Source organism: Pedobacter terrestris (genome assembly GCF_052343045.1).
In the GTDB taxonomy this organism is placed as follows: domain Bacteria; phylum Bacteroidota; class Bacteroidia; order Sphingobacteriales; family Sphingobacteriaceae; genus Pedobacter.
This window is the reverse complement of sequence record NZ_CP180264.1, coordinates 4,996,882-5,020,389: the sequence shown is the minus strand read 5'-3', so window position 1 is coordinate 5,020,389 and position 23,508 is coordinate 4,996,882. Positions and strand designations below refer to the sequence as shown.

General features: G+C 37.5%; 24 protein-coding genes. 6 read left to right on the top strand and 18 right to left on the bottom strand.

All coding sequences use genetic code 11. The annotated features are described in order from the left end of the window. Positions 1-38: 38 nt before the first annotated feature. The 4 genes from rfbD to ACJVDH_RS21590 form a co-directional block, all read right to left on the bottom strand. Positions 39-899 carry a dTDP-4-dehydrorhamnose reductase gene (rfbD, locus tag ACJVDH_RS21605; protein ID WP_443945477.1) on the bottom strand — a complete coding sequence of 287 codons (861 nt, stop codon included), beginning with the start codon at positions 897-899 and terminating at the stop codon, positions 39-41. Then, the gene (rfbC, locus tag ACJVDH_RS21600; RefSeq protein ID WP_443945476.1) at positions 892-1,440 is read right to left on the bottom strand and encodes a dTDP-4-dehydrorhamnose 3,5-epimerase; all 549 of its coding nucleotides are present in this window, start codon (positions 1,438-1,440) and stop codon (positions 892-894) included. The genes rfbD and rfbC overlap by 8 nt, the downstream gene beginning before the upstream one ends. Positions 1,441-1,443: 3 nt before the next feature. Further along, a complete protein-coding gene (rfbB, locus tag ACJVDH_RS21595; RefSeq protein WP_443945475.1) occupies positions 1,444-2,496 on the bottom strand; it encodes a dTDP-glucose 4,6-dehydratase in 1,053 nt (350 codons plus the stop codon). A 207-nt stretch (positions 2,497-2,703) separates the two neighbouring features. Beyond that, positions 2,704-3,837, bottom strand: coding sequence for a hypothetical protein (locus ACJVDH_RS21590; RefSeq protein ID WP_443945474.1), 1,134 nt, complete (start codon positions 3,835-3,837; stop codon positions 2,704-2,706). Positions 3,838-3,934: 97 nt separating this feature from the next. Here ACJVDH_RS21590 and ACJVDH_RS21585 point away from each other — a divergent pair, with 97 nt between their 5' ends. Then, positions 3,935-4,588: a LexA family transcriptional regulator gene (locus ACJVDH_RS21585; RefSeq protein WP_443945473.1), complete on the top strand. Its 654-nt coding sequence runs from the start codon at positions 3,935-3,937 to the stop codon at positions 4,586-4,588. 33 nt (positions 4,589-4,621) lie between these two features. Here the strand turns inward: ACJVDH_RS21585 and ACJVDH_RS21580 are convergent, their stop codons facing one another. The 11 genes from ACJVDH_RS21580 to ACJVDH_RS21530 all read right to left on the bottom strand — a co-directional run bounded on the left by ACJVDH_RS21580 (position 4,622) and on the right by ACJVDH_RS21530 (position 17,457). Continuing rightward, positions 4,622-5,185: a DUF3109 family protein gene (locus ACJVDH_RS21580; RefSeq protein WP_443947648.1), complete on the bottom strand. Its 564-nt coding sequence runs from the start codon at positions 5,183-5,185 to the stop codon at positions 4,622-4,624. A 2-nt stretch (positions 5,186-5,187) separates the two neighbouring features. Further along, on the bottom strand, positions 5,188-5,964 hold the full coding sequence (locus ACJVDH_RS21575) for a DUF3108 domain-containing protein (RefSeq protein WP_443945472.1): 777 nt from the start codon (positions 5,962-5,964) through the stop codon (positions 5,188-5,190). A gap of 127 nt (positions 5,965-6,091) precedes the next feature. Then, positions 6,092-6,607 (bottom strand): DUF2480 family protein, encoded by a 516-nt coding sequence (locus ACJVDH_RS21570; RefSeq protein ID WP_443945471.1) that lies wholly within the window; start codon positions 6,605-6,607, stop codon positions 6,092-6,094. Between the two features lie 64 nt (positions 6,608-6,671). Further along, entirely contained in the window at positions 6,672-8,747 is a 2,076-nt protein-coding gene (locus ACJVDH_RS21565) for a SurA N-terminal domain-containing protein (RefSeq protein ID WP_443945470.1), read from the bottom strand. Positions 8,748-8,975: 228 nt separating this feature from the next. Further along, the gene (locus ACJVDH_RS21560) at positions 8,976-9,539 is read right to left on the bottom strand and encodes a hypothetical protein (protein ID WP_443945469.1); all 564 of its coding nucleotides are present in this window, start codon (positions 9,537-9,539) and stop codon (positions 8,976-8,978) included. Positions 9,540-9,547: 8 nt separating this feature from the next. Continuing rightward, on the bottom strand, positions 9,548-10,843 hold the full coding sequence (locus tag ACJVDH_RS21555) for a hypothetical protein (RefSeq protein WP_443945468.1): 1,296 nt from the start codon (positions 10,841-10,843) through the stop codon (positions 9,548-9,550). A gap of 1 nt (position 10,844) precedes the next feature. Continuing rightward, a complete protein-coding gene (locus ACJVDH_RS21550) occupies positions 10,845-11,579 on the bottom strand; it encodes a type III pantothenate kinase (protein WP_443945467.1) in 735 nt (244 codons plus the stop codon). A 147-nt stretch (positions 11,580-11,726) separates the two neighbouring features. Next, positions 11,727-12,707 carry a DUF6427 family protein gene (locus tag ACJVDH_RS21545; RefSeq protein WP_443945466.1) on the bottom strand — a complete coding sequence of 327 codons (981 nt, stop codon included), beginning with the start codon at positions 12,705-12,707 and terminating at the stop codon, positions 11,727-11,729. Between the two features lie 75 nt (positions 12,708-12,782). Then, a complete protein-coding gene (locus ACJVDH_RS21540) occupies positions 12,783-13,772 on the bottom strand; it encodes a glycosyltransferase family protein (protein WP_443945465.1) in 990 nt (329 codons plus the stop codon). A gap of 22 nt (positions 13,773-13,794) precedes the next feature. Beyond that, positions 13,795-14,649 carry a UDP-2,3-diacylglucosamine diphosphatase gene (locus ACJVDH_RS21535; RefSeq protein ID WP_443945464.1) on the bottom strand — a complete coding sequence of 285 codons (855 nt, stop codon included), beginning with the start codon at positions 14,647-14,649 and terminating at the stop codon, positions 13,795-13,797. Between the two features lie 318 nt (positions 14,650-14,967). Further along, positions 14,968-17,457: a YfhO family protein gene (locus ACJVDH_RS21530; protein WP_443945463.1), complete on the bottom strand. Its 2,490-nt coding sequence runs from the start codon at positions 17,455-17,457 to the stop codon at positions 14,968-14,970. A gap of 129 nt (positions 17,458-17,586) precedes the next feature. Between ACJVDH_RS21530 and ACJVDH_RS21525 the strand changes: the two genes are divergently transcribed. The 5 genes from ACJVDH_RS21525 to ACJVDH_RS21505 all read left to right on the top strand — a co-directional run bounded on the left by ACJVDH_RS21525 (position 17,587) and on the right by ACJVDH_RS21505 (position 21,526). Then, the gene (locus ACJVDH_RS21525; protein ID WP_443945462.1) at positions 17,587-18,675 is read left to right on the top strand and encodes an alginate lyase family protein; all 1,089 of its coding nucleotides are present in this window, start codon (positions 17,587-17,589) and stop codon (positions 18,673-18,675) included. A gap of 55 nt (positions 18,676-18,730) precedes the next feature. Beyond that, a complete protein-coding gene (locus tag ACJVDH_RS21520) occupies positions 18,731-19,237 on the top strand; it encodes a GbsR/MarR family transcriptional regulator (RefSeq protein ID WP_443945461.1) in 507 nt (168 codons plus the stop codon). A 75-nt stretch (positions 19,238-19,312) separates the two neighbouring features. Continuing rightward, positions 19,313-20,134, top strand: a complete 822-nt coding sequence (locus ACJVDH_RS21515) for a DUF393 domain-containing protein (RefSeq protein ID WP_443945460.1) — start codon at positions 19,313-19,315, stop codon at positions 20,132-20,134. Continuing rightward, positions 20,131-21,054: a TIGR01777 family oxidoreductase gene (locus ACJVDH_RS21510; RefSeq protein ID WP_443945459.1), complete on the top strand. Its 924-nt coding sequence runs from the start codon at positions 20,131-20,133 to the stop codon at positions 21,052-21,054. Before ACJVDH_RS21515 ends, ACJVDH_RS21510 begins: the two co-directional genes overlap by 4 nt. A gap of 10 nt (positions 21,055-21,064) precedes the next feature. Continuing rightward, on the top strand, positions 21,065-21,526 hold the full coding sequence (locus tag ACJVDH_RS21505) for an SRPBCC family protein (RefSeq protein ID WP_443945458.1): 462 nt from the start codon (positions 21,065-21,067) through the stop codon (positions 21,524-21,526). 28 nt (positions 21,527-21,554) lie between these two features. Here ACJVDH_RS21505 and ACJVDH_RS21500 read toward each other — a convergent pair whose 3' ends face one another. The 3 genes from ACJVDH_RS21500 to ACJVDH_RS21490 form a co-directional block, all read right to left on the bottom strand. After that, positions 21,555-21,806 carry a DUF4834 family protein gene (locus ACJVDH_RS21500; protein ID WP_443945457.1) on the bottom strand — a complete coding sequence of 84 codons (252 nt, stop codon included), beginning with the start codon at positions 21,804-21,806 and terminating at the stop codon, positions 21,555-21,557. Positions 21,807-21,929: 123 nt separating this feature from the next. Next, positions 21,930-22,127, bottom strand: coding sequence for a YwbE family protein (locus ACJVDH_RS21495; protein WP_443947647.1), 198 nt, complete (start codon positions 22,125-22,127; stop codon positions 21,930-21,932). A gap of 37 nt (positions 22,128-22,164) precedes the next feature. After that, positions 22,165-23,460: a DUF3472 domain-containing protein gene (locus ACJVDH_RS21490; RefSeq protein WP_443945456.1), complete on the bottom strand. Its 1,296-nt coding sequence runs from the start codon at positions 23,458-23,460 to the stop codon at positions 22,165-22,167. Positions 23,461-23,508: the final 48 nt, after the last annotated feature.

The following is a 23,508-nucleotide window of genomic DNA, read 5'->3' as shown; positions in this document are numbered from 1 at the left end:
TGCGGTTTGTAAATTGATGAAACCGACAGACTTTCTAATTAATTGTTTTTAATTTGCTTAATGCATTCTACCAGACTATCTCTCCAATAAGGAATTTCCAGATTAAATGTATTTTTAATTTTGCTCTTGTCCATTACGGAAAAGGCAGGTCTGGTTGCTTTCGTTGGATAAGCCGATCCCGGAATTGGGTTCACCCTAACCTGTGTTTCGCTAATTTGAAAAATTGCCTTTGCAAAATCAAACCATGATGTTACCCCTTCATTGCTGTAATGATAAACGCCATAATTAGGCGCAGCCTGCTCAGTTATTTCAAAAATAGCGTTTGCCAGATCAATTGCATATGTTGGTGTACCAACCTGATCAGCTATAATATTCAGCTCATCACGATCAGCACCAAGCTTCAACATAGTTTTCACAAAATTGTTTGCAAATTCAGAGTATAACCAGCTTGTCCGTAAAATATAATGTTCTGCTAAAACTCTTTGTACGGCTTTTTCGCCGTCAAGTTTTGTTAAACCGTATACGTTTATTGGATTGGCAATATCATCTTCTGTTAGTAATTTTACCGTTTCTCCGCCAAAAACGAAATCTGTTGAAACGTGTATTAAAACCGCACCGGCTGATTTACACGCCTCGGCCAAATTAGCGGCTCCAGTTTCATTAACGGCCTTTGCCACTTCTTGCTCGTCTTCCGCTTTATCTACCGCAGTGTAAGCCGCACAGTTAATGACAAAAGATGGCTGCTCGCGCGCCAGTAATTGATTTAAAATATCGGCTTGAAGAATGTTTGCCTCTTGTTCCGCAGGAAAAGTAATGTCAGAAATTTTTCTTCGCTCTGCAACCGTTTTAAGGCATTGCCCCAATTGGCCGCCTGCACCTATTACAAGTATTTTAGACATGGTACATGGTTGAAAATGTTTTCAAAACAAGATCTTTATCGGAGATGGAATGATCTTCAGCCGGAATAAGCCAATCGATGTTTAATGCAGGATCGTTATACAATACACCGCCTTCTGAATCCTTATTGTAGAAATTATCGCATTTGTAAAAAAACTCTGCAGTTTCACTTAAGACGGCAAAACCGTGCAAAAAGCCGCGTGGAATATACAATTGCAACTTATTTTCTGCACTTAACTTAACAGCGATATGTTTACCAAAAGTTGGCGAACCCTGACGGGCATCTACAGCAACATCCAACACTTCACCTTTTAAAACACGAACCAGTTTTGCCTGGGCAAATTCTCCTGTTTGCGCATGCAAACCTCTGATTACGCCATATGAAGAAAACGATTGATTATCTTGCACAAAATTTGCAGAAAGGCCCGTTTTTTCTTCAAAGGTATTTTTGTTGAAACTTTCAAAAAAATATCCTCGCGGATCATCAAACACTCTAGGTTTGATGATGATACAGTCTTTCAGTCCTGTTTGTTCAATTTCCATGTATTATTTATTGCTGTATTGATTTTCGTAATAGCTTTGATAATTGCCAGAAGTTACGTTGTTTAACCATTCTTCATTTTGCAAATACCAGTCAACAGTTTTTGCCAAACCTTCTTCAAATTGTAAACTTGGTACCCAATCCAGTTGATTTTGTAATTTTGTAGAATCAATTGCATAACGCAAATCATGCCCTGCCCGGTCGGTTACATACGTAATCAATTTTGCAGATTCTCCTGCTTCTCTACCTAATTTCTCGTCCATAATGTTGCACAACAAATGAATCAAATCAATATTTTTCCATTCATTATGACCACCGATATTGTAGGTATCTCCTGTTTTAGATTGATGAAAAATCACGTCAATTGCTCTTGCATGATCTTCTACCCAAAGCCAATCTCGTACATTCTCTCCTTTCCCATAGACTGGAACGGGTTTGTTGTTTTTAATATTATTAATGGCCAACGGAATTAACTTCTCGGGAAAGTGATGCGAACCATAGTTGTTTGAGCAATTTGAAATTACACAATCCATTCCATAAGTATCATGATATGCGCGCACAAAGTGATCAGAGCTTGCTTTCGAAGCAGAGTACGGACTATGTGGATCATATGAAGTTTCTTCTGTAAACATTCCGCTTTCACCTAAAGCACCATATACCTCATCTGTACTTACATGATAAAAACGTTTCTTATCATAATCACCCTTCCAAAACTCGCGTGCGGCGTTTAGAAGATTAACTGTTCCAATGACGTTTGTAATTACAAAAGCTGATGGATCGGCGATAGAACGATCAACATGGCTTTCTGCAGCAAGATGGATTACGGCATCAAAATTCTCAGTCTTAAAAAGCGTATTCATCGCTTCTGCATCTGCAATATCTTCCTTCACAAACCGATAATTTGGTTTGTTTTCGATATCCGTTAAGTTAGCCAAATTACCTGCGTAGGTCAATTTGTCTAAATTTACAATCTCATATTGAGGGTATTGATTAACAAAGCGGCGTACAACATGCGAACCTATAAAGCCCGCACCACCAGTGATTAGAATTTTTTTCACAGTTATTAAATGATTTCGACTCGCTAAAGTAACACAGATTATACGAAAATCAAACAAGACTCACTTAAAATCGAAGATTTAATACTGATTTACTCAATTTTTGGAAAAACATAAATGTAAACAGACAAATTATCAAAAAATCCGTCTTTCTATATTGATTTAATTTGTATTTATTCCTGATCCTTTTCATCAGAAATAATTTTATATTCAATTTACATTGTTCCTGACATCTAATTGAACACCCGTTACCATAATGAACAATACTTCAAACAGCTGTTCGAGATAATCAAATAAAGAAAATTTATATTGCTCATCAGCATCGCTTAAATCATATTCTTTATGCATTGCAGCTTCAAGCCATTGGCTTAATCCACTTCGAATAGTATGCATCTGAGATAATGTAAGGGTTTGGTGAAGAAATTGTAAGGGTTGCTCCCGATATTTTCTTTCCAAACAAACCAATTGAAAATCGGCTTCTGTCGCAGAAAAATCATCTATTTGTTGCCGTCTAACTTGGCTCAGCCAATCTCCAAAGTATTTACTCTGGCCGGAATACTTGCGCTTATTGTTATATTCAATTCTAAATTTTCCAATAATATAAGCTGCGTGTACAACTTTTATGACGCTTTCGTGCAGGTATAAAATTTCGCCCGGATTATTTATTTGCAGCCCAATAGATGAGGCTGACCTCGCCCAGCTTCTCATAATTTCACGGTAACGACCTAAAGTCCTCGCATGGAAAAATTGCTCTATAACACTATACGGATTCTGGCGTTGCGAGATGTTCAGAGACATGGGGTCACTCCCAACGTATGCATCAGGATTTATATATCGGGTTTTTAGAACCTCAGAAAATGCGATCCACCGGCCAATTAACATCAACTTTTTAATCAATGATTCAAAAACGTGCAATTCTTCTGCAAATCGAAGTGTTGGATTTAAAAGCGCTTCCCAAGTATAAAATTCAAGTTGTTGCAAAACAACATCAATTGGCTTCTTTTCAAATATTTGCTTTAAAGTTTCTATGGGTGCAGATTGTTCTGCAAAAGAAAGACAATCGAAATGATCCAGGTCTGAAACAGGTGTTACATCGGCCAAAGCACTGACTTGAGAAAGCATATCATCTGATAGGAAAAAACTTATTTTGTATGCCGCACTTAAAACAAGACGAAGTTGATCCTGTAAATTCCAAATATCAAAAGGTAAAATTGGACTGGGTTCTGAAGATTCTGCAATTAACTTTGCACTCCAGATTTCCAGCAGTGCGTGGTTTTGATCTAAATCAAAGTTGGAAAAAAACTGATCAACTTCGAAAAAGTCAGCTTGAGTGTAAAAATCCATAATTTCAAATAATTTTGTATCTTATGGGATGTAAATCAAATGTATACATAATATTTCATATTTCTATATTTATTCGATACTCTATAATATTCTTCCGATGACTGAAAATGAAAGATTAAGATTGATCATGAATACACTCAACTTTCGCACACAAAAAGAGTTTGCAGAAAAATTAAATATAAAGCAAGGTTCCTTCTCAGATATTATTCGCGGAAAAGATGGAATGGGCATTTCCAATTCTATAAAATTCCGTCTGGAAGCGATTTTCCATGTAAATCTGTATTGGTTGGAGACCGGAATTGGAGAGATGTTCCTGAAAAAAGGACCTGTAATTTCTGAAGTTAAAGAAGGTGTTCCTTACTTTGACATCAGTTTAGCGGAAATGGAAACCCCGGAGCTTAACGAAGAAAAAGCAGAATATTTTGTCAATTACCGTCCTTTTAATGATTGCACAGCATATCTTCCTGTTTACGGCGATAGCATGTATCCAAAATATGCCTCAGGAGATATAATTGCCGTAAAACAGATTTTCAATTTCGAAGTACTGCAATGGGGAGAAGCTTATGTGGTAATGACAGATGACGAAAGTAATGGTTTACGCAGCATTAAGCTGGTTTTTGAACATATTGATAAAAGCAAAGTAATTTTACGTTCCTCCAATCCGAATTTTAAAGGTGACACCATTCTCTCCAGAAAAAATATTGTTTCCATGTATATTATTAAAGGAAAAATTACCAGAAATTTGATTTGAACACCAACCCAAAGCACTCAAATCAAATAAAAATCAAACGATAGCGGCAGCATTTTCCAATTCTTTGTACCATTCTTCTCCATATTTACGGATGAGGGGACCTTTTAAAAAGCTATAAACTGGTACTTTAAGTTCTCTCCCAAAGGTGCACGCATCGTGACAAATGTGCCAACGATCATAATTTAAAACTTCAAACTCCGGATACTTGGTAATACGTATTGGGTACAAATGGCATGAAATTGGTTTTTTCCAATCTACAATTCCTTCTTCATATGCTTTTTCTATTGCGCATTTTGTAATACCATTTTCAAAAAGAACATAAGCACATTCTTTATTCCGATCTACACAGGGCGTAGTCAAATCTCCATCTTCATCTACCACATACACACCCTGTTCTTCGATCGCCTTGATTCCTTTCTCGTTTAAGAGGTGTTTAATCTTTGGATAGATGTCTTCAAGAATTGCTTTTTCTTCATGATCAAGAGGTGCACCAGAATCTCCTTCTACACAACAAATCCCCTTGCATTTATTTAGGTTGCAAACAAAATTTTCTTTTAACACATCTTCGTGCACCAGCACATTTTCGACTTCTATCATCATTATTCTTTTGCTAAAGCATATTTTAATCCTGTGGCATCCTTCAGTTCCATGGTTACTGCACCAACCAATATCTCTACCTGGGCTTTCACTGGCACGCGGTTTCCATCATCTGTAACCCACAAATACAAACGACTATCTTTTTTAAAAATCCGTCCGGGTTTTATAGACGGACTAAACTTCAAACAGCGAATTTTACCGAGTTTGGTTTTTAATGTTTCCTTACCAATATATTCAATTTCCAGTGCAGAAATTTCATCCCCCAAAAAGTAGTTTAGTTTAAACTTGTCGCCGGTTTTCAGCTTTGTTACATCCAAACTCCGGGCAAAATAATACGCCGATACCAGATCAAAAGTTTGAGTTGTTGGCGTTGTAAAGGTACCCCGATTAGAAACCACCTTCTTTATATCTTGTGAAAAACGAGCTTTATCTTGCCGGCGGTAACTTGCTTCTCTAATGTTTTCCTGATAAAAATATGGCAGCAGATCTGTTTTATCAATATAGGAATCATAGTGATCCCTAATCTTATAAAACACATCAAAAGTGCCTGAGGTCTCTGCGTCTACCGTTAGTTTATACGTTGGTTTACCGTCAAATTTCAGGTCAGAGTTTAAAACCTTAAGCGTTCCTTCTGCAGCAGTAATAAACCCATATCTCAATTTATAAGTTAAAACTTCGCCTGCCTGAAAAACCGGCTCTTTCGTAACCGGCAACTCTTGCCCTGTTGCAGTAAATGCCACAAAGGCAAAAACAGCCACCAATATCCATATCTTTTTCATTTGCTTTTGTGTTTCGTTATGTGCTTAACCTTTTAAAGAAACAGCCATATATTTTTTGCTGTCGCGAAGTTATTTCTTGAATCCCAAGGTTAGTTTAAAGATGAATATACAAAAAGCAAACCAAAAATTAATCCTTTCTTTTGTAGACCGGAACGGTTGAGCAAGGTTCTCCAAACATAATACTTTTAACCACCGGAGTGAGCAAATTGGTTACTTCTACATAGGCCGAAACCGGGATATCGATATCGCCGCAACCTTTAACAACTACGCGTTCATTTGCATAATTTTGAGGGTTTATTCTGGCAAGCGCTTTAGCAAACATTACGGCTTCCAGCGCATTCAAATCTCCAAATACAACCTCATTGGCATAAGCGCGCATTCTGTTGGCTAACAACATGTAAGCCCAAGTTGGCACAATGGCATCTGCGGAACAAATAATGGCAACGTTTTTATCCTGGTATTGGCTCCAATCGTGGTTTTTAATAAAATCTCTGAAATCTTTTTCTTTTAAAATTAATCCATGAAAAAGATTATCCTTAATGTCATATAAAACCCTTTCTCCGGCGTGATAATAATCTTCCAGATTTAAAGTGATTAAACCACTGTTTGCAACTTTATTGACGATATTTTCCTGAATTTCCATAGCGCTTAAAATAAAAAAAACCGTTCCGATAATCGGAACGGTTACAAAATTACGTAATTTCTATTTAATAGAATTTCACACGATTGTCTTTTATCTTGGCGTTGTCTTGTAAAGCCTGGAACGCTGCACCCAATGAACGCTGACCCAAACTTAACAACATGCCTTCTTTTTGCTTAAACATGTTTGCAATTGGTGCAGGATTTGTAAATCCATCAACTGTAAATACATATACACCTCTGTCACCTTCAACAGGAGCAGAAATTTTACCCGGCTGAGATCCAAATACGCTACCAACCAAAGCATTTTCTTGTGCTACACCAGGAATAACCGGATTTGCAAAAACAACGTTTTGAACCGGATTTACTGTACGGCCAACTTTAGAAGCAATCTGATCTAAACTGCCTTTACCTGCTTTATCGAATTTATCTTTAAGCATTTTGGCTTTAACAGCATTACGAACCATCGGCTCAATTTCTTTTTTAACAGCTTCAAGTGGTAAAGTTCCCTTCGGATTTACAGCTGTTAAATGCGCTACAACGTAAGCATTGGTCATGTTGTAGATTTCTGGCAATACATCTCCCTGATCTGCTGCATAAGCATCTTGAATCAGTTTACGTGGATTGTCTAATCCTGGAGCAAAACCCTGTGTTGCGGTAATTTTATCTGCTACAGCAACTTTCAATTTCTTGCCTTCTGCGTACTTAGCAAAATCATTTCCTTTAACATCATTTAAGAAATTACTGGCAGATTTATATGCAGCAGCTTGTGTTTTACTACTTGCGCCCAGGGCTTTCTCTACGTAAGCAACTTTTGCCACTTTAGATGAACCGATTTGTTTTTCGATTTTAATAACATGGATACCGAATTGAGATTTTACAATTTTAATATCGCCAGTACGGCCGTCAAAAGCTGCGTTTTCGAATTCAGGCACCATTGCACCACGTGCGAATGTGCCCAATTCCCCGCCTTTATCTTTTGATCCATCTACGCTATACTCTTTTGCAAGATCAGCAAAACTGGAACCTTTCTGAATTAGATTTTTTAATGAATCTGCAAGTTTCTCCGCTTTGTCTTCACCGCCAAGCTTAGCCGGATCTAATAAAATATGGCTTGCTTTTACTGAATCCGGAGATAAACGAGTATCCACAACCTTAACAATTTTATAAGAGTTTCCAGACAATTTTGGTCCGTAGAAACTTCCTGCTGGCAAAGCAAACACTGCAGAATCTACTGCCGGATCTAATTTACCTTTAGTTAAATAAGTGAATGGCAACTTTACATCAGAATTAATTGCAGCAAACAAAGAATCGTTGGTTGCAACTTTAAAATCTGCAGCGATTTTTTCTACTTGGGTTTTAATGGCTAGTGAATCTGCAGCAGTTGGCTCGATGCTAAAAGTTACATATTCAAATGAACGGCTCTCTTGTGGATTGTTAAACCGCGCTTTATTGGCTTCGTAATATTCAGAATAATCTCCATCGCTCAATTTCACAGAATTGTCTGGAACAGAGGTATAATCTAAATTCACATATTTGAAACTCGCCAGTTTGTTGCGGTTTGTATATTCATCTGTTGCTTCTAAAGAAGTTACATACACAGAATTGCGGATCAAATTAGAATATTTGGTTTGCAAAGCCTGGTTTTTGATTTCTTCTTGCAACATTGCAGATTGTTGTAAAGCCTGTGCTTCTTTAGATTTTAAAAAGTTCATTAAAGTTGCACGATCCAACTGCCCTGTTTGTGGGTTAGAAAAGTATTGTTTGATTAACGGACTTGGATTCTGACCTTGCAAAAGATCAAGCAATTCATCATCAGAAACCGTTAAACCTAAACGGTCATATTCTTTAGTCAGCAATACTTTGGCCAACTCAGCATTCCAAGCCTGATCTACAGCCATGGCTGTCATCTGCGCGTTGGCACTGCCGCCATATTGTTGCTTGTATTGATTTAATCCTTGTTCTACTTTAGGGCCGAAATCATCAATGCTGATATCATTTCCATCAATTGTACCCACTACTTTTTGATTCGCTGCCCAGAAAGGCTTACCCACGTTAATTGCATCACCTACTAAAAATGCAACAATTGCAAAACCAATAGCAAAGACTAAGATATAGCCAGCCCGGTTACGCAAAAATGTCATCAATCCCATATTGTACTGTATAAATTTATTTAGTTTTTTTAAGAGGGCGCAAGATACAAATTTGCCTTAAAAAAGAAAATACAAAATTTTATTTATCAAGTGTTTAATTTTTAAGCAAATAGCTGCGCTTATTTCGAATTTATTTTGTTCGGTTCTGTTTATTTTTTCAAGGAAATTCTGTGTTATCTATGCGAAAAATGCGCTTTTTGATGATCGCAGTATAACAAACTAAAACAGACCGGGTTTTGATGCAACTTCTCCACTACCTTCATCCATAGAATAGCTGCTAAAATCTTGTGGAGCTTTGAAATTTATTCCATTACCGCCGCTACCGTCTATACTGGTCACAAACACCCTTTGTGTAGAATAAAAAATTTTCTTTGCTTCATCCCAGATTAGCTCTTCTGATGAGAAAGTATCACCCTTAGAATTTTTAACGATCACGTTTTTGCGAAAAGTTGTTCGCAGGTATTGATCCTGGCGAATGGCATAATCCGAAATCAAAGTCCCATCAATTTCACCGCTTGGATTAAAAAAATCGATTTTAACACCTTTTGGCATTTCCTGATACGGACTTCCGGTAGTCGGTGTAACCTTGTCCATAATTGGCGCATTACCCTTCGCTTTTACGCGAGCAGAATCACTGTAAATAATTTCTACACCTAAAGTGCGGTCCTTAGTTAACGTTATTTTTTTACTGGAAACGGAATTAACATTTTTCAGGTCGTCCTCTCCACAAGATACCAAAAATAATGGCATCAAAATCCACATCACCAGGTAAGACCGTTTCATGCTGTTCATTAATCCACTCTGTATCTTCTAAACCACGTATCGTTTAGTGTAAAACCTAAATGAAAATTGATATATTGTTCTTTAACCAAACCATTGCTTAACGTGCCGCGCTGACCGATTTCTGTCGTAAAGTTAATTTTGTAAAATGCTGTTCCGGCGTTTGCACTAGGTAATGGAAAACCGAAACCAAAGCTTGCTGCCATTTGTTTAATATCCTGACCATTTACATTGATGTAAGTCTTATCGTAACTAAAACCTAAACGATAATCAACACGTTTAAAATAACTGTTATAAGAAGTATAATCCGGCGTAAACTGACCGCCTAAAGAAGCACCCCAACTATCTTGTAAACCTTGGTTAACACCATTTATACTTGTCGCAGACCATTTCCCCGTTCTAAAATCGGCTCCAATCAACCATTTATCGTTTTGTTGGATCGCGATACCAAAATTATGAGTAAGCGGTAACGTCAAGTTTGATTTACCATTTTCTATAGTACTTAAGGTATCAATTGCGGTATTTTCATTTCCGGTGGTTAAATCACGCGTATATCTTGTGGCATAAAAAGATTGGGTAGAGTATACTTTTCCGGCTGTACTACCGGAATAGCCTAAAGTTACCGATGTTTTTTTGCCTACATTGAAGTCGTATTGAATACCATAACTGAAATTAAATCCGCCTACAGCGTTTTTATTAATCAATTTTGCATTTAACGCCCCTGTCTCCGTGTATTCTACGGCCCGTGTAGTTTGGAGATTTCCAAAAAGATATTCAACATTACCACCAATTCTTAAATGGTCACCAATAGTTTGTCCATATCCGAAATACGCTTTGGATAAACCACCTTCACCTTGATAAAGCTGATCTGCAGAAACCGTATCTACGGTAGTTGTGTTTCTGTAAGAATAACCGAGGTCTGAATAAGGCAAAATACCAAAACTGATTGCGGATTTACGGCTTACCGGCACTGCAAGGGCTACGTGACTCAAAGTTGCATTAAAACTATTTTCACTAAGATCGCCTCTCGATAGCGTGGTATAGCTGGAACTCATACCAATATCAATTGTGGTTAGGTTTATCCCGCCGTAAGATGCAGGGTTCTGCATATTGATATAATTAAAACCAGTTACTTTATTCACAGCAGTAGAAATTCCACCCATTGCCCTAAGTTGAGGCAGTAAAGATCCTTTAATATTTCCAAGTCCGTATCTAGAATATGGGGATGCGGTAGTGATTTGTGCTTTCGCACTTAAACCACAAACGGAAACGATTATGGCTGTAATATAAATAACTTTTTTGTACATTTTAATCTGCAATAGCTTCATTTAATCCTTTTAATACTAAATATGGATCATTTATAATTTGAGGCGCAAAGATGCTGTTTTGTAATTGTTTATGCAAAAAATTAGCATCTCCACCGGTTATAATGACCTTTAAACGGCTTTCTTTTATATTAATTTTGGCAATAAAGCCTTCAATTTCATTTATTATCCCTTGCAAAACACCTTGTTTAATGGCGGTTGCAGTATCTCTTCCTTCGGGTATTTCGGCTTCTCTATCCCACTCAACTAATGGCAACCTTCCGGTAAATTCGTGCACAGCTCTAAAACGCATTAAAATCCCCGGGCTTATACTTCCTCCAAAATATTCTTTGGTAGAAGTAAGCAAATCGTAAGTGATGCACGTCCCTGCGTCTATTACCAATATTGTGTTTTCGCCGGCCAACACATTTGCACCCAATATTGCTGCCCATCTGTCCAATCCTAAAGTTTCTGGCGTATTATATCTATTGCTTACATTAGTTGTTAAAGCGGTAGAAAACCGGATGTACTCTGTTTGATTTTTTAATATCACCTCAAGGTGATTAATTTGTTGGCTTACGGTACTTACAATAGATTTTTGGGGATTATATGTTTCGATGATCTCCGTGAGTTGATACACGTCTAACTGCCCAAAACGCTCATAATAAATAATTTCACGATCGTTGAAAACAGCAACTTTAGCAGATGAATTCCCAATATCGATACTTAATTTATTCATTTATAATCCTTTATCGAGTCTTAACTTCCTGCATCAAAAATGCGATGTGTTTGCCTGGCAAAATTTCAAAAACCACTATCTGTAAACTCTATGCCACAAAGCTATTAATCTTTGCCCAGTTTCATCCCGCTTATTTGTTAAAAAAGGTTAAACAAAAAGAAAATACTGTACGGCACCTACAAACAGTAAAAACAGGGTTTCATAGATCCATTTTTTTCTGGCGTTACTAAAATAATAAGCCAGCAATACAGCGCCCGGAGGTACGCACAACAAGAAATGCCAGATTCTAAAATCGGGTTTAATGTAAAAGCTTCCGGCAGCGATTATAAACATAAAGAAGAGCAATTGGAAGCCTTTTCTTGTACTGATAAAACTACGGAAAAAATTTTCCCTCAATTGTAAAGAAGCCAGAATGATGATGATGAAAACAGGAATCAGTACCAGGTAATCACTGTAATTAATTTTAAAAGCGGATGGAAATTTATTGACAAGGGGTTTCCAAATCTGATAAAATGAACCCAAATTATCGTTCCAGTAGTAATATACGGCGATGAAAAAAAATATAGTTAAGAAACCAATTAGACCCGCAATCCATTCTCTCCAATTAAACGATCTGAACAACAAAAGCGCCAGAAAAATCATCAATAACATTGATGTAAAAGGGAAATAGAACAAGGTACCAATTCCGATGATCATCCCAATATCGAAAACGGTTGTGATGGAATTGAGGCTTTTACCAAGTTTCAGGAACTTATCGATGCTCCAGATCAGTAGAAAATTACAGATTAACGCAGGACTTAAAACCATGAACGGCAGAAATAAGCTAGACCCGGTAACATACATCAGTCCGGGAAGAAAACTTGGCTTAGACAGTAAATTGTGGTTATTGATAACCCGGTTAAAAATCAAAGCCTGCACATACAGCACAATTGCTGCTAAAATAATATTGGTTTGTGCCGGAAAAAGATCTTCAAAATCGATGTTGATTAGAGGCCGGGCAAAAGGCTCTAATAAATTGAATGAAAGGTGTTCAGGTAAATCATAAAAGATAGCCATACGCATAAAAAATACGTAAGCAAACAAGAGTATAAGATTAATGGGATTTAATTTCCTGAATTGATTAATCATGCCTTTTTAAGAGTAGGCAAAGTAAAGAAAATATTTTAACAGAACCACAGAAAGGTGAATACTAAACGGGATGCACTAAATTCTGGCATATTTCTTAACCATTTGATCTATAATTTCTGCAGTTTCATCCGGAAAATAAAATTCGTGTTGCTGAGGATTGTCAACCCATTTTCTTAAAACAGGTAACCAGTTTCTATTGCTTCCCCAAATAACAGGCAACCCAAATTTTTTCAGTGCATAAGCATTACATTGTTGCTCAAACTGAAATTTCATAGGCGCTACCAAAAGTTTCTTTTTAAGATAAAGTGCCTCTGCCGGGCCTTCAAATCCGCCGCCTGTAAAAAGACCTTCACAGGTTGCTAAACTTTGATTAAATTTCTCATTGTTAACCGGCTCTACAAAAACGTTTTCTGCTGTGTAGCCAACTTTACAATGTTTAGAAAACACTTCCCAATTTACCTGCGGTATTTTTTGCAGCAATTTAACGAGTCGCTTATCGTCAATTGCCGGAAGATAAACGGTATAATGCCCCAGATTTTTCACTTCCAGCGATCGGATTTCTGCGCGGATTACAGGCGTATGGATAAAAGAATCATAACGATCAAAATGAAAACCAATATGATACTTTGTTGGCGCATAACGACTCAGGATAATTTTCCCCCAATCTAAACTGCGCGGACGCGGTACTTTTTTAGATTTGAATGCCGCTTGATGACTGAGCGACACACTTTCTATACCCTGAAGTTTGCAGGCCCAAGCCGTCACAGGTTCAAAATCATTAACAATCAGATTATAATCTCCTAAGGGGATTTGCTTCATATCACGCCTGAATTGGAAAAGATTCATATTTTTCCAGGTTTTGAAATGATCTACTCCGCCCTTTTTACCGAAAATAAAACTAAAGCCATGCAACTGGTATTTCACAGGCTGACTTAATTTTACATCGGCCTGCGTTCCACTCACCAGAATATCCAGTTCACCGTACTTCTGAAGCAACGGAATAATTTCGCGCGCACGACTGATGTGACCATTCCCCGTGCCTTGAATTGCGTAAAGTATTTTCATTTATTGCCCGAATATTAAAAAATTATTGGGCAATTTCGTATTTTATTGTTTGCAAAAGCAAATTTACATCTAACTTTTGTTTCAAATCTTCTGCGTCAGAAAGCAAGCCATCTTCCGCTTCATCTTTTATAAAATCTTTGTGTTCGTATTTAAAGATGGTCCATTGGCTGTCGTGGTATTCTAAGGCAGTTAAACTTTCTACCCAGTCGCCACTATTCAAATACAAGACACTGCCATTTTCAGCAGTGATGGTACGTTTTTCTGCCTGATGAATGTGCCCGCAGACCACATATTCGTAACCTTTTTCTATCGCAAGCTCAGAAGCTGTTTGCTCAAAACTGTTGATAAACTTTACGGCATCCTTAAATTTGGCTTTGATTTTTTTAGAAAAGCTCATTTTCTCTCTTCTCATTGCCGTTAAAATCCAGTTTACCAAACTGTTAATCAGGATGAGTGTATCGTATCCAACAGCGCCCATTTTGGCCAACCATTTAGAGTGTTGCATAGTTACATCGAAAACATCTCCGTGGAAAAACCAGGCTTTTTTTCCGTCAAGTTCCAAAATTAATTTGTTCTGAAGATGAAATGAGCCCATTTCCATTCCATCAAACTTGCGCAACATTTCATCATGATTTCCGGTAAGATAATGTACCTGAACGCCTTCAGAAACAAATTTCATTAACTTCCTAATCACTTTCATGTGTGATTCCGGCCAGTAACTTTTACTAAACTGCCAGATATCAATAATATCACCATTTAGAATTAATGTTTTTGGCTTAATACTTTTCAGATACTTCAGAAGCTCTTTTGCATGACATCCGTAGGTACCTAAATGTACATCAGAAATGACAACCAGATCAACGTTTCTCTTCTCCATAAATATTTTTTTGGCGTGTAGGTTTGGAACCACGCTTTGGCGCAGTTAACATAAGTGTTGGTAAACTACCAGTCTTCTTCCTCATCAAGTTTGACTTCAAATGGGCTGAAAAAGTAGAGTACAATAATTAAAAGGCAAACAGCGAAAAATGATTCTAGCATATCCTCGAACTTACAATACAAATATAAGACGCTGTATATCAAACAAATGTTACGACACTGTTAATTTTGAATGCAAAAATTTAATTGTGTTAAACGAACAAAGCCTCCCCGAAAACACATTCGAGGAGGCTTGCACTTGCGGAAAAGGATTATGCCTTTACGCTTTTTTTCTTTTTTTCTCTTCGCTATAAAAGCCAAAACCCAAACCAACCAGCAGCAAGATAGAGCCCGCCAAAGAAATTTTTTCTCCTGTATAGTAAGAATTCGGATGAAACTTAAACTCAACTTTATGGTTACCGGCTTCTAATTGTGCAGCGCGTAAAACGTAATCTGCACGGAAATATGGTTTTTCTACATCATCAATGTACATTTTCCAGCCTTTATCGTAATAAATTTCAGAAAACACAGCGATTGCTTCTTTTGATGTTGAATATTCATAAACCAAATGATCCGGATTGTAACTGGTTAATTTGATGAAACCTTCTGCACCTGTACCCAAACGTTTGGCATCCATCATATCTTTGTATTTCTCATCCACAATCGCTTCTTTTTTCGCATCAAAACTACTGATGGCTTTCATTTCTTCATCAGCGTTTTTTACAAATTGCACACTCTGAACAAACCATGCATGGCCGGCAGCCGTTGGATTACGCTGCATTTTGTACGATCCATTTTGCTGATCTTGAGTGATGATGTACTTCGTATTTAACATATCCAAAACATCCTGATTGATGCTTTTTGTCATTTGGTGTTCAATCAACTCATCATAACGTTTTAATTTCGCTGCATGATAACCACCGATGGTTTTATGAAATGCAGATGTACTGGCCGAATTAAATGTATTGATAGACTGGTCATAAACCCTGAAATCAGGATCGGTATCTGCCGAAATAAATGTATCAACATCACGTGGTTTAAAATAATTGTCTACGGATGATTTTGCCTCAAAATTGGCATTGTTCATATATCTCTTATCTACCTGCCACATATCGACCAATACTGCAAGCGCAAGTAAACCAAAAGCAAACTGTGCATTCAATTTCTTTTTGATAAAGGCCCAGATCAAAACAAATCCTACCAAAATAAAGAAAAATGACCGCAAGGCATCTGCTCTGGCAATTGAAATCCGATCTTCTACAACTGCATTGGCAATTTTTTGTGCCATTGTAGCATTGTTTTGCAAACCTTGTGTTAATGCATCTACGATTTGTTGATGGTTTGATGCTTTAAAACTAAAAAATAAGGTTGGTGCAATACCTACAAGCAAAGCAAATCCGCCAGTAATCCCAGCAGACCATGTCAGCTTTTTTATTAAAATTTTCTGTTCGATATTTCCTTCTTGCGCCTCTTTTATCGCCAAAACAGCAAGTATTGGAACCATTAAACCAACTACAGCCAGAATAGATTCAACAGCTCTGAACTTATTGTACAATGGGAAATAATCAAAAAACAAATCGCTTATCAATGCAAAATGTCTGCCGAAAGACAGCAACATAAACAATATGGTTGTGCTTAAAATCCACCATTTGAAGCGGCTGCGTACGATAAACAAACCGAAGACGTATAGAAAACAAATAATTGCACCGAAATAATATCCACCTTGTGTAAAAGGCTTTTCTCCCCAATATTGTTGAAGATTCAATTGCCCCGCCAAAGACTGAATAGCTTGCATAGTTGAATTTGGATCACCACCTGTCAATTCAGAAACCGCTTTATACATATGGCTTTCTGGTTTTGCAAGCTGATCTATGCCTGTAGCGCCACCATATAAATCTGGAATAAGGAAAGTAAAACTTTCACCTACACCCTGGCTCCATTGATATGCGTATTCCTTAGACATACCGGAATCCTTTTCTGTTGTTGCAGCAGTCAAATTAGATTTACCCCGATTGGTTTCTGCTGCATATTCTGCAGTAGACCAAAGCAAACTTGCATTAATCATCACCGCTACCGCTAAAGATAAACCCAAAAACAAAAATGACTTGCCAAGCGATGGCAAAGTTTTGTGTTTGATAGCCTGATAAAGTTCTATACCTACAAAAATCAAAATCGACAAAAACAAATAATAAGTCATTTGTACGTGGTTCGTCCGAATTTCGAGTGCTAAAAATAAAGCCGTAAAACTTGCACCTAACCAATATTTTCCGCGCATGGTGAGTAATATTCCAGCAATTATCGGAGCGAAAAAGCCTATTGCAAGTGCTTTACTACTGTGTCCGCTTGAGAGGAGAACAAAATTATACGTTGTAAAAGTAAATGCCAGTGCGCCGGCCAATGCCAACCACGGGTTTAACTTCATTACGCAAAACAAAAAATAAGACCCCAGAAGCAACAGTAGAACTGTACCCACCGGACTTGGAAATGCCTTGGTAATTAATGCTATTCCATAAGTGGCGCCGCTATATGTATAAGGAACCCAAATTTGATAAGCTGGCATTCCGCCAAACATTTGATTGGTCCAAAGAGGCGCTTTGCCATCTTTTTCCTTGAAATTCATAATCTCTGTTTGCATTGCCTTTGATTGAAGGACATCGCTCTGCGCAGGCACTTTACCTTGCAAAACAGGACTGAAGTAGGCAAATGTAATGACTACGAAAAATGCAATTATGGCTAAATGAATGCCATTTTTATTAAACCAGTTATTCATTAAGGTTTGTTTAAGTTTTAACGAACGTCAAAAATAAAAAATTGCATGGTATAAAAAAGGAATAAATGCGGTGTGCAGGGAATAAAAATTTAGATTTGTTTTTATCCACTCCACATCAACTAATTTATTATGAGAAAGTTTGCCTGTATTGTCCTATTACTCATCCTCCATCTAAATGCATTGGCTCAAATTGTCAGTTTTAACACAACAGAAATTGAGCAGCTGAAGAAAAAAATGAAGAGCGATGAAAGCTTAGCACAAAGTTTCGGCAAGTTTGAAGCCGAGGCGAAAGTTTTTATGGCCGACAAACCTAACCCTATAGATACCATCAGAACTGAAGGATTATTGAAAGGAAATCCCATTAAAACGCGCACATGGGAAGCTTTAAAAGATATGCGCAAAATGTACGATCTGGCAATTCTCTTTAGAATTACCGGCAAAAACGAATATTTTAACCAAAGCTTGAATTTCCTTTCTAATTGGGCTAAAAGAAACCAACCCGGCGGAAATCCTGTTGATGATACCAATCTTGATGGTGCCATTGAAGCCTATGATCTGATCAAATCTAAGCTAAATCAAAAACAAAATAAACTGATTTCAGCATGGCTTTTAAACACCGCGCAAGCAGAGATGCACAGCAAAAGAATGACCGCTGGCCGCACCACAGCAATAAACAACTGGAATGCACACCGACTTAAAATTGTTGGAAAAATCGGCTATGCGATTGAGGACAAGGCTGTAATACAATGGACGCAAGATATGCTAAAAAAACATATCGACACCAACTTGAACGCCGATGGAACCAGCTGGGATTTTAAAGAAAGAGATGCCATGCATTATCACATTTACGATTTAGAACCGATGCTCCAATTGGCCATTGCTATAGACCGCGGCAAGGGGCCAAACTTTTATACGTATAAAAGCAATAAAGGCGCATCAATCAAAAAATCTGTTGAATGGTTGATTCCTTTTATGAATGGAGAGAAACAGCATGAAGAATATGTCAACACAAAAGTGAAATTTGATCTCGATCGGGCGAAAAATGGTGAAGCGGGCTTTGCGCCAGGTAATTTTTTCAAACCTGAAATGGCTCTACCTGTTTTTCAGCGGTCTGTATATTTCGATCCAGCACAGCAAAAAGTTCTTCAAATGGTAAGTGGCTCTACAAACCCTTGGGAAAACGCACTTATCGAAGTAAAACGTAAAAAGAAATCTTGAAATAATTAATTTTCAATAAATTTTGAAAGTTTAAAAAACGATATTATCTTTGAATATGGAATTAGATGCTGCACGCCATAAATTTATTGAAACCTGGGGGAAGTTAGGCTCCGAATGGGGAATTAACAGAACTATGGCACAGGTTCATGCTTTGTTGCTGATTTCTCCGGAAGCGTTAACTACCGAAGAAGTCATGGAAAAACTGAGCATTTCGAGAGGAAATGCCAATATGACCTTAAGAGATTTAATTGGCTGGGGACTAATTGAGAAGCAATTGAAAACCGGCGAACGCAAAGAGTTTTTTTATGCCGATAAAGACGTTTGGTACATTGCACGCCAAGTGGCCAAGGAAAGAAAAAAACGTGAGCTTGAACCTTTAATGAAAGTTCTTGGCGATTTATCTACTGTAGAAGGCGATGAAGATAGTGCCGATTATAAAACATTCAAAAAATCTGTTACAGATATTCAGAATTTTGCAAATAATGCCGATAAAGCACTCGAAACCATGTTAAAAGCTGAAGAGAGCTGGTTTTGGGGATCGATATTGAAGATTTTTAAATAAAAATCAAAAAGTCGGAAACGGCTTTTTTTTAGTAATTTATGTTTCATTTTTTTCTGAAACTTTAAAACAACTGATATGAAAACTTTAGCCAATCACAAAATTTTATTCGATGCAGAATGTCCGATGTGCGGACTTTACACTAAAGCATTCATCAGTAGTAAAATGCTCGAAAAAGACGGCCGAGTTGCCTATCAGGAATATTTTACCGGAAAATGCGCAACGCTAGACCGCCAACGCGCAGCAAACGAAATTGCGCTAATCAATACAAACACGGGCGAAGTAACTTATGGCATTCAATCGTTGTTTAAAGTGATCGCCAATCGTTTTCCAATCATGAAACCCATTTTTTCTTTTGCACCTTTTGCTTGGTTCATGAGCAAAATATATGCTTTTATTTCATTCAACAGAAAAATAATAATACCGGCGGCTGCCATAAAAAACAGTATTCAACCTGCTTTTAAACTGCATTACAGGTTATTTTATCTTGCATTTTCGTGGTGTGTTACCGCATTCATTCTAACCAACTATGCCCGTCATTTAACAGAATTTGTTCCCATTGGCAGTGCTTACCGCGAGTATTTAATCTGTGGGGCACAAATTCTTTTTCAAGGCATGGTTTTGCTTTTTCTTAAAAAAGAAATGATTTGGGCATATTTAGGAAACATGATGACCATTTCTCTGGCTGGTGCGCTCGCATTTTTACCGATATTATTCTTAGCGCAATTCATAGAAGTTCCGGCTTTATTATTTCTTTCTTATTTCTTTACGATTGCTGGCCTTATGTTTTTAGAGCACATCCGCCGCAGCAAATTGCTTGGTTTGGGCTGGCTCCCAACCGTAAGCTGGTTTATTTATCGTTTAATCGTTCTGGGCTTAATTTTAATTTTTGAATTATGAAATACAACAAAGTTGTAATCGCCGGCGGAAACGGCTATATAGGCAAAGTTCTCAGCCAACATTTTGGCCAATATGCAAATGAGGTTGTGATCTTATCCCGGAAGGAAAAAGAACAAACGGGCAACATTAAAACCATTTTATGGGATGGAAAAAATCTAGGAGATTGGGCTGCAGAACTTGAGCATAGCGATCTTTTAGTTAACCTTTGTGGCAAAAATGTAAACTGCAGATACACGAAAAAAAATCAACAAGAGATTGTGGACTCTAGGATTGTTCCGACAAAATTATTAGGTTCGGCCGTTCAAACGCTTAAAAATCCGCCGAAACTTTGGATAAATGTGACCAGCTCTACCATTTATCGTCATGCGGAAGACCGGCCTCAAACCGAAAAAAACGGAGAGATTGGACATGGATTTTCTATTGATGTTTGCAAAGCCTGGGAAGCTTCTTTCTTTGAACAGCAAACACCAGCAACCCGAAAAATTGCGCTAAGAATGGCGATTGTTTTGGGCAGAAGTGACGGCGCTTTTCCGCGTTTGCTGAATCTGGCAAAATTTGGATTAGGCGGCCCGCAAGGAGACGGCAAACAGTATGTTAGTTGGGTGCATGAGCAGGATGTTGCTTTAAGTGTTGAATGGTTACTAAACCACAATATTGATGGGGTTGTAAATTGTGCGGCACCGAATGCGGTAAAAAACCGAGATTTGATGGCCTGCATCAGAAAAAGTTATGGTGCGCCTTTTGGCTTACCATCTCCTGCATGGTTATTAGAAATTGGCGCCAGATTAATTGGAACTGAAACTGAACTCATTTTAAAAAGCAGGTGGGTTGAACCAGAAAATTTGATAAACAGCGGTTTCAAATTTCAATATGCGAAAATTGATGAAGCTGTACATGACATTATAAGTTTAAGAATTTAGTGCAAATAAAATGCAACTGATTACATTAAAAACAGAAATTAACGCGCCGATTGATGAATGTTTTGATTTATCAAGAAGTATTGATCTTCATCTGGATTCGATGAAAACCTCCAATGAAAAGGCAATTGCCGGAAAAACCACCGGATTAATTGATTTGAATGAATCGGTTACCTGGCTTGCCCGTCATTTCGGCATCCGCTTTAAAATGACCAGCCAGGTTACAGATATGAAAAAGCCTTATCAGTTTATGGACGAAATGGTAAAAGGGCCGTTTAAAAGTTTAAAACACTTGCATTACTTTAATGCCAAAGAAGAATCTACAGAGATGCTGGATGTTTTTGAATTTGAAGCGCCCTTAGGATTTTTAGGCTGGATTGCAGAACATACTTTTCTAAGGTTTTATATGAAACGTTTGCTGTGCAAGAGAAATGCCATCATTAAACTTGAGGCAGAAAACCTTTGTAAAAAATAAAGTCCCGGTTTTGCACCGAGACTTTCCTTTATTTTATTTCTTCGTAATCAACGAAATCGCCAAGCTTATCCGTTTTACTCTGATCGGGTTTTGGAGGCATATAATCAATGGAGATTTTACCTTCCGGTTTCCTTTTTTGTTGTTGATACTGTTGCCCTGATGCTTGCTGTTGCATTTTGCTTGCCAGGTTATTAAACAACATGGGCAAAATTAGGCGAATTAACATTCTGATAATCCACAGCACCAAGATTGTTATAAATATGAATTTAATTAATGCCATCTTAATTTACGCTTAATACAAATATAGACGTGTGGGAACAGAATTTGTTACCTTTTTCGCCTTTAATTGCATTTTCATTACAAATCGGGTTATTTTTATGTTTGAGCAATTTTTCAATGTTCACTAATCTTCTACAATTTCTGCTACGCGGCCAATTTGTCCATCTTCCAATCGTACTTTAATTCCTCTTGAGTGAAATGCTGAAGAAGTAAGCAGGTTTTTTACCACACCATAGGTGATATTTCCAGATCGCTGATCCTTCTTTAAGATGATACCAACTTCCAAGCCGGGGTAAATATCTTTTCTATTTTGTCCATCCATAATTCTGGCAAATAAACTCAAAAAATATACAATATCGTTAAAAATCGGGCAATTTATTGAAATCAATTTGAGGCTTTTTATTTGCAGAGTGACGTTCAAAAAAAGTTTTGGGAAAGGTAAAATCACTAAAAAAGCCACAATTTCTAAGAAAAAAATGCCCGTTATCGATCCCCCCAGAAAAATCCATGCGATAACCTTTCACGCCCGTATTATCTGTTGTAAAGCGTGCGGTTGTAAGTGCGACCCAATTGCCGAGATCATCACAAATCCATTGATTATCAAACCATACCTTCCGGGATAAATCACCTTGAACCGGAGAAAAATTTTCGAGAAAAGAATGAAATCTTTTCAAATATGTTTTGGTTTTAGGGCGTTTGAACTGCGCAATCAATTTCCACTCATTTAATTCGGGTGCAAAGAAATAAGCGGTATATGTTGTTGAACTATCGGCGGCATCTAAATCTGGCTTACCATGCAACAGAAATTTATACGTACTGCCAGCTTTCCAGGAATATTTTAAATACGATTGTCCGCCCGCGCCTTCGTTGCCAAATTCTCCTGCCTGCACGCCCTGGCCCTTTTTAATCATTTTGATTTTAAGAGAATCGGGGATACTTTTAGGATCGTCTGTAGCAAAAGGACTCCAGACAGAAAACAAAATTCGTCTTTCATTCGGGCCGTTTACCTGCATTCCGAAATAACCTTCCGCAAATCCATTGGCCATGAAATAAGAGCCAATAACATCATTCTCAACAGGCACTGTAACCTCATTGTAATACCACTCTGCTTGTATATTTTCCGGTTGTAAATAATTGAGGTGTACAGATGGCCCTCTCCTTCCCCAGTAAAAAAAATTGCCTTTGTTGTCTTTTACATAAGCCGTGTTTTGATCAATTGCTGTACCGGAAACCTGAATGGCAGAAATAGATGGAAAACTTGATCCGGTTTTTTCCAATCCTTTAATTTTTAAAGCAACATAACCTGTGTCTTTGATTGTCCATGTGCCAACCAAATTTTGAATCTGTTGATTTGGATTGAAGATTACTTTTTTCGCTTCCTTACCGATAGCAAATTGAAGCGTGGATTTCCCGGTAACGGAAATATCTTTTACTGAGAGAATTATTGATCCTGGTTTAGAGACGCGCAGATACACCGTAAATTGTTCTGTTGCATCTGTCCAGTTTTCAAGGCCTTTATTCGTTACGGTCCTGTTGCGTTCATTATGTTTAGAACTGAAAGCATTTCCACCCAAAGGAATGGAAATGCTTTGTGCCCGGATGTGCAGGCCAACGCTGCAGAATACAATCGGCAATATTACTTTTAACGCTTTCATATTGGTTTAGACAACTGATGTACAGCAATATAAATAAATAAATTCAAA

What these genes read in the sequence shown, in the direction of transcription:
- rfbD (WP_443945477.1), bottom strand. Translation starts at nt 899, where the DNA reads ATGTCTAAAATACTTGTAATAGGTGCAGGCGGCCAATTGGGGCAATGC.
- rfbC (WP_443945476.1), bottom strand. Translation starts at nt 1,440, where the DNA reads ATGGAAATTGAACAAACAGGACTGAAAGACTGTATCATCATCAAACCT.
- ACJVDH_RS21590 (WP_443945474.1), bottom strand. Translation starts at nt 3,837, where the DNA reads ATGGATTTTTACACTCAAGCTGACTTTTTCGAAGTTGATCAGTTTTTT.
- ACJVDH_RS21585 (WP_443945473.1), top strand. Translation starts at nt 3,935, where the DNA reads ATGACTGAAAATGAAAGATTAAGATTGATCATGAATACACTCAACTTT.
- ACJVDH_RS21580 (WP_443947648.1), bottom strand. Translation starts at nt 5,185, where the DNA reads ATGATAGAAGTCGAAAATGTGCTGGTGCACGAAGATGTGTTAAAAGAA.
- ACJVDH_RS21575 (WP_443945472.1), bottom strand. Translation starts at nt 5,964, where the DNA reads ATGAAAAAGATATGGATATTGGTGGCTGTTTTTGCCTTTGTGGCATTT.
- ACJVDH_RS21570 (WP_443945471.1), bottom strand. Translation starts at nt 6,607, where the DNA reads ATGGAAATTCAGGAAAATATCGTCAATAAAGTTGCAAACAGTGGTTTA.
- ACJVDH_RS21565 (WP_443945470.1), bottom strand. Translation starts at nt 8,747, where the DNA reads ATGACATTTTTGCGTAACCGGGCTGGCTATATCTTAGTCTTTGCTATT.
- ACJVDH_RS21560 (WP_443945469.1), bottom strand. Translation starts at nt 9,539, where the DNA reads ATGAAACGGTCTTACCTGGTGATGTGGATTTTGATGCCATTATTTTTG.
- ACJVDH_RS21555 (WP_443945468.1), bottom strand. Translation starts at nt 10,843, where the DNA reads ATGTACAAAAAAGTTATTTATATTACAGCCATAATCGTTTCCGTTTGT.
- ACJVDH_RS21550 (WP_443945467.1), bottom strand. Translation starts at nt 11,579, where the DNA reads ATGAATAAATTAAGTATCGATATTGGGAATTCATCTGCTAAAGTTGCT.
- ACJVDH_RS21545 (WP_443945466.1), bottom strand. Translation starts at nt 12,707, where the DNA reads ATGATTAATCAATTCAGGAAATTAAATCCCATTAATCTTATACTCTTG.
- ACJVDH_RS21540 (WP_443945465.1), bottom strand. Translation starts at nt 13,772, where the DNA reads ATGAAAATACTTTACGCAATTCAAGGCACGGGGAATGGTCACATCAGT.
- ACJVDH_RS21535 (WP_443945464.1), bottom strand. Translation starts at nt 14,649, where the DNA reads ATGGAGAAGAGAAACGTTGATCTGGTTGTCATTTCTGATGTACATTTA.
- ACJVDH_RS21530 (WP_443945463.1), bottom strand. Translation starts at nt 17,457, where the DNA reads ATGAATAACTGGTTTAATAAAAATGGCATTCATTTAGCCATAATTGCA.
- ACJVDH_RS21525 (WP_443945462.1), top strand. Translation starts at nt 17,587, where the DNA reads ATGAGAAAGTTTGCCTGTATTGTCCTATTACTCATCCTCCATCTAAAT.
- ACJVDH_RS21520 (WP_443945461.1), top strand. Translation starts at nt 18,731, where the DNA reads ATGGAATTAGATGCTGCACGCCATAAATTTATTGAAACCTGGGGGAAG.
- ACJVDH_RS21515 (WP_443945460.1), top strand. Translation starts at nt 19,313, where the DNA reads ATGAAAACTTTAGCCAATCACAAAATTTTATTCGATGCAGAATGTCCG.
- ACJVDH_RS21510 (WP_443945459.1), top strand. Translation starts at nt 20,131, where the DNA reads ATGAAATACAACAAAGTTGTAATCGCCGGCGGAAACGGCTATATAGGC.
- ACJVDH_RS21505 (WP_443945458.1), top strand. Translation starts at nt 21,065, where the DNA reads ATGCAACTGATTACATTAAAAACAGAAATTAACGCGCCGATTGATGAA.
- ACJVDH_RS21500 (WP_443945457.1), bottom strand. Translation starts at nt 21,806, where the DNA reads ATGGCATTAATTAAATTCATATTTATAACAATCTTGGTGCTGTGGATT.
- ACJVDH_RS21495 (WP_443947647.1), bottom strand. Translation starts at nt 22,127, where the DNA reads ATGGATGGACAAAATAGAAAAGATATTTACCCCGGCTTGGAAGTTGGT.
- ACJVDH_RS21490 (WP_443945456.1), bottom strand. Translation starts at nt 23,460, where the DNA reads ATGAAAGCGTTAAAAGTAATATTGCCGATTGTATTCTGCAGCGTTGGC.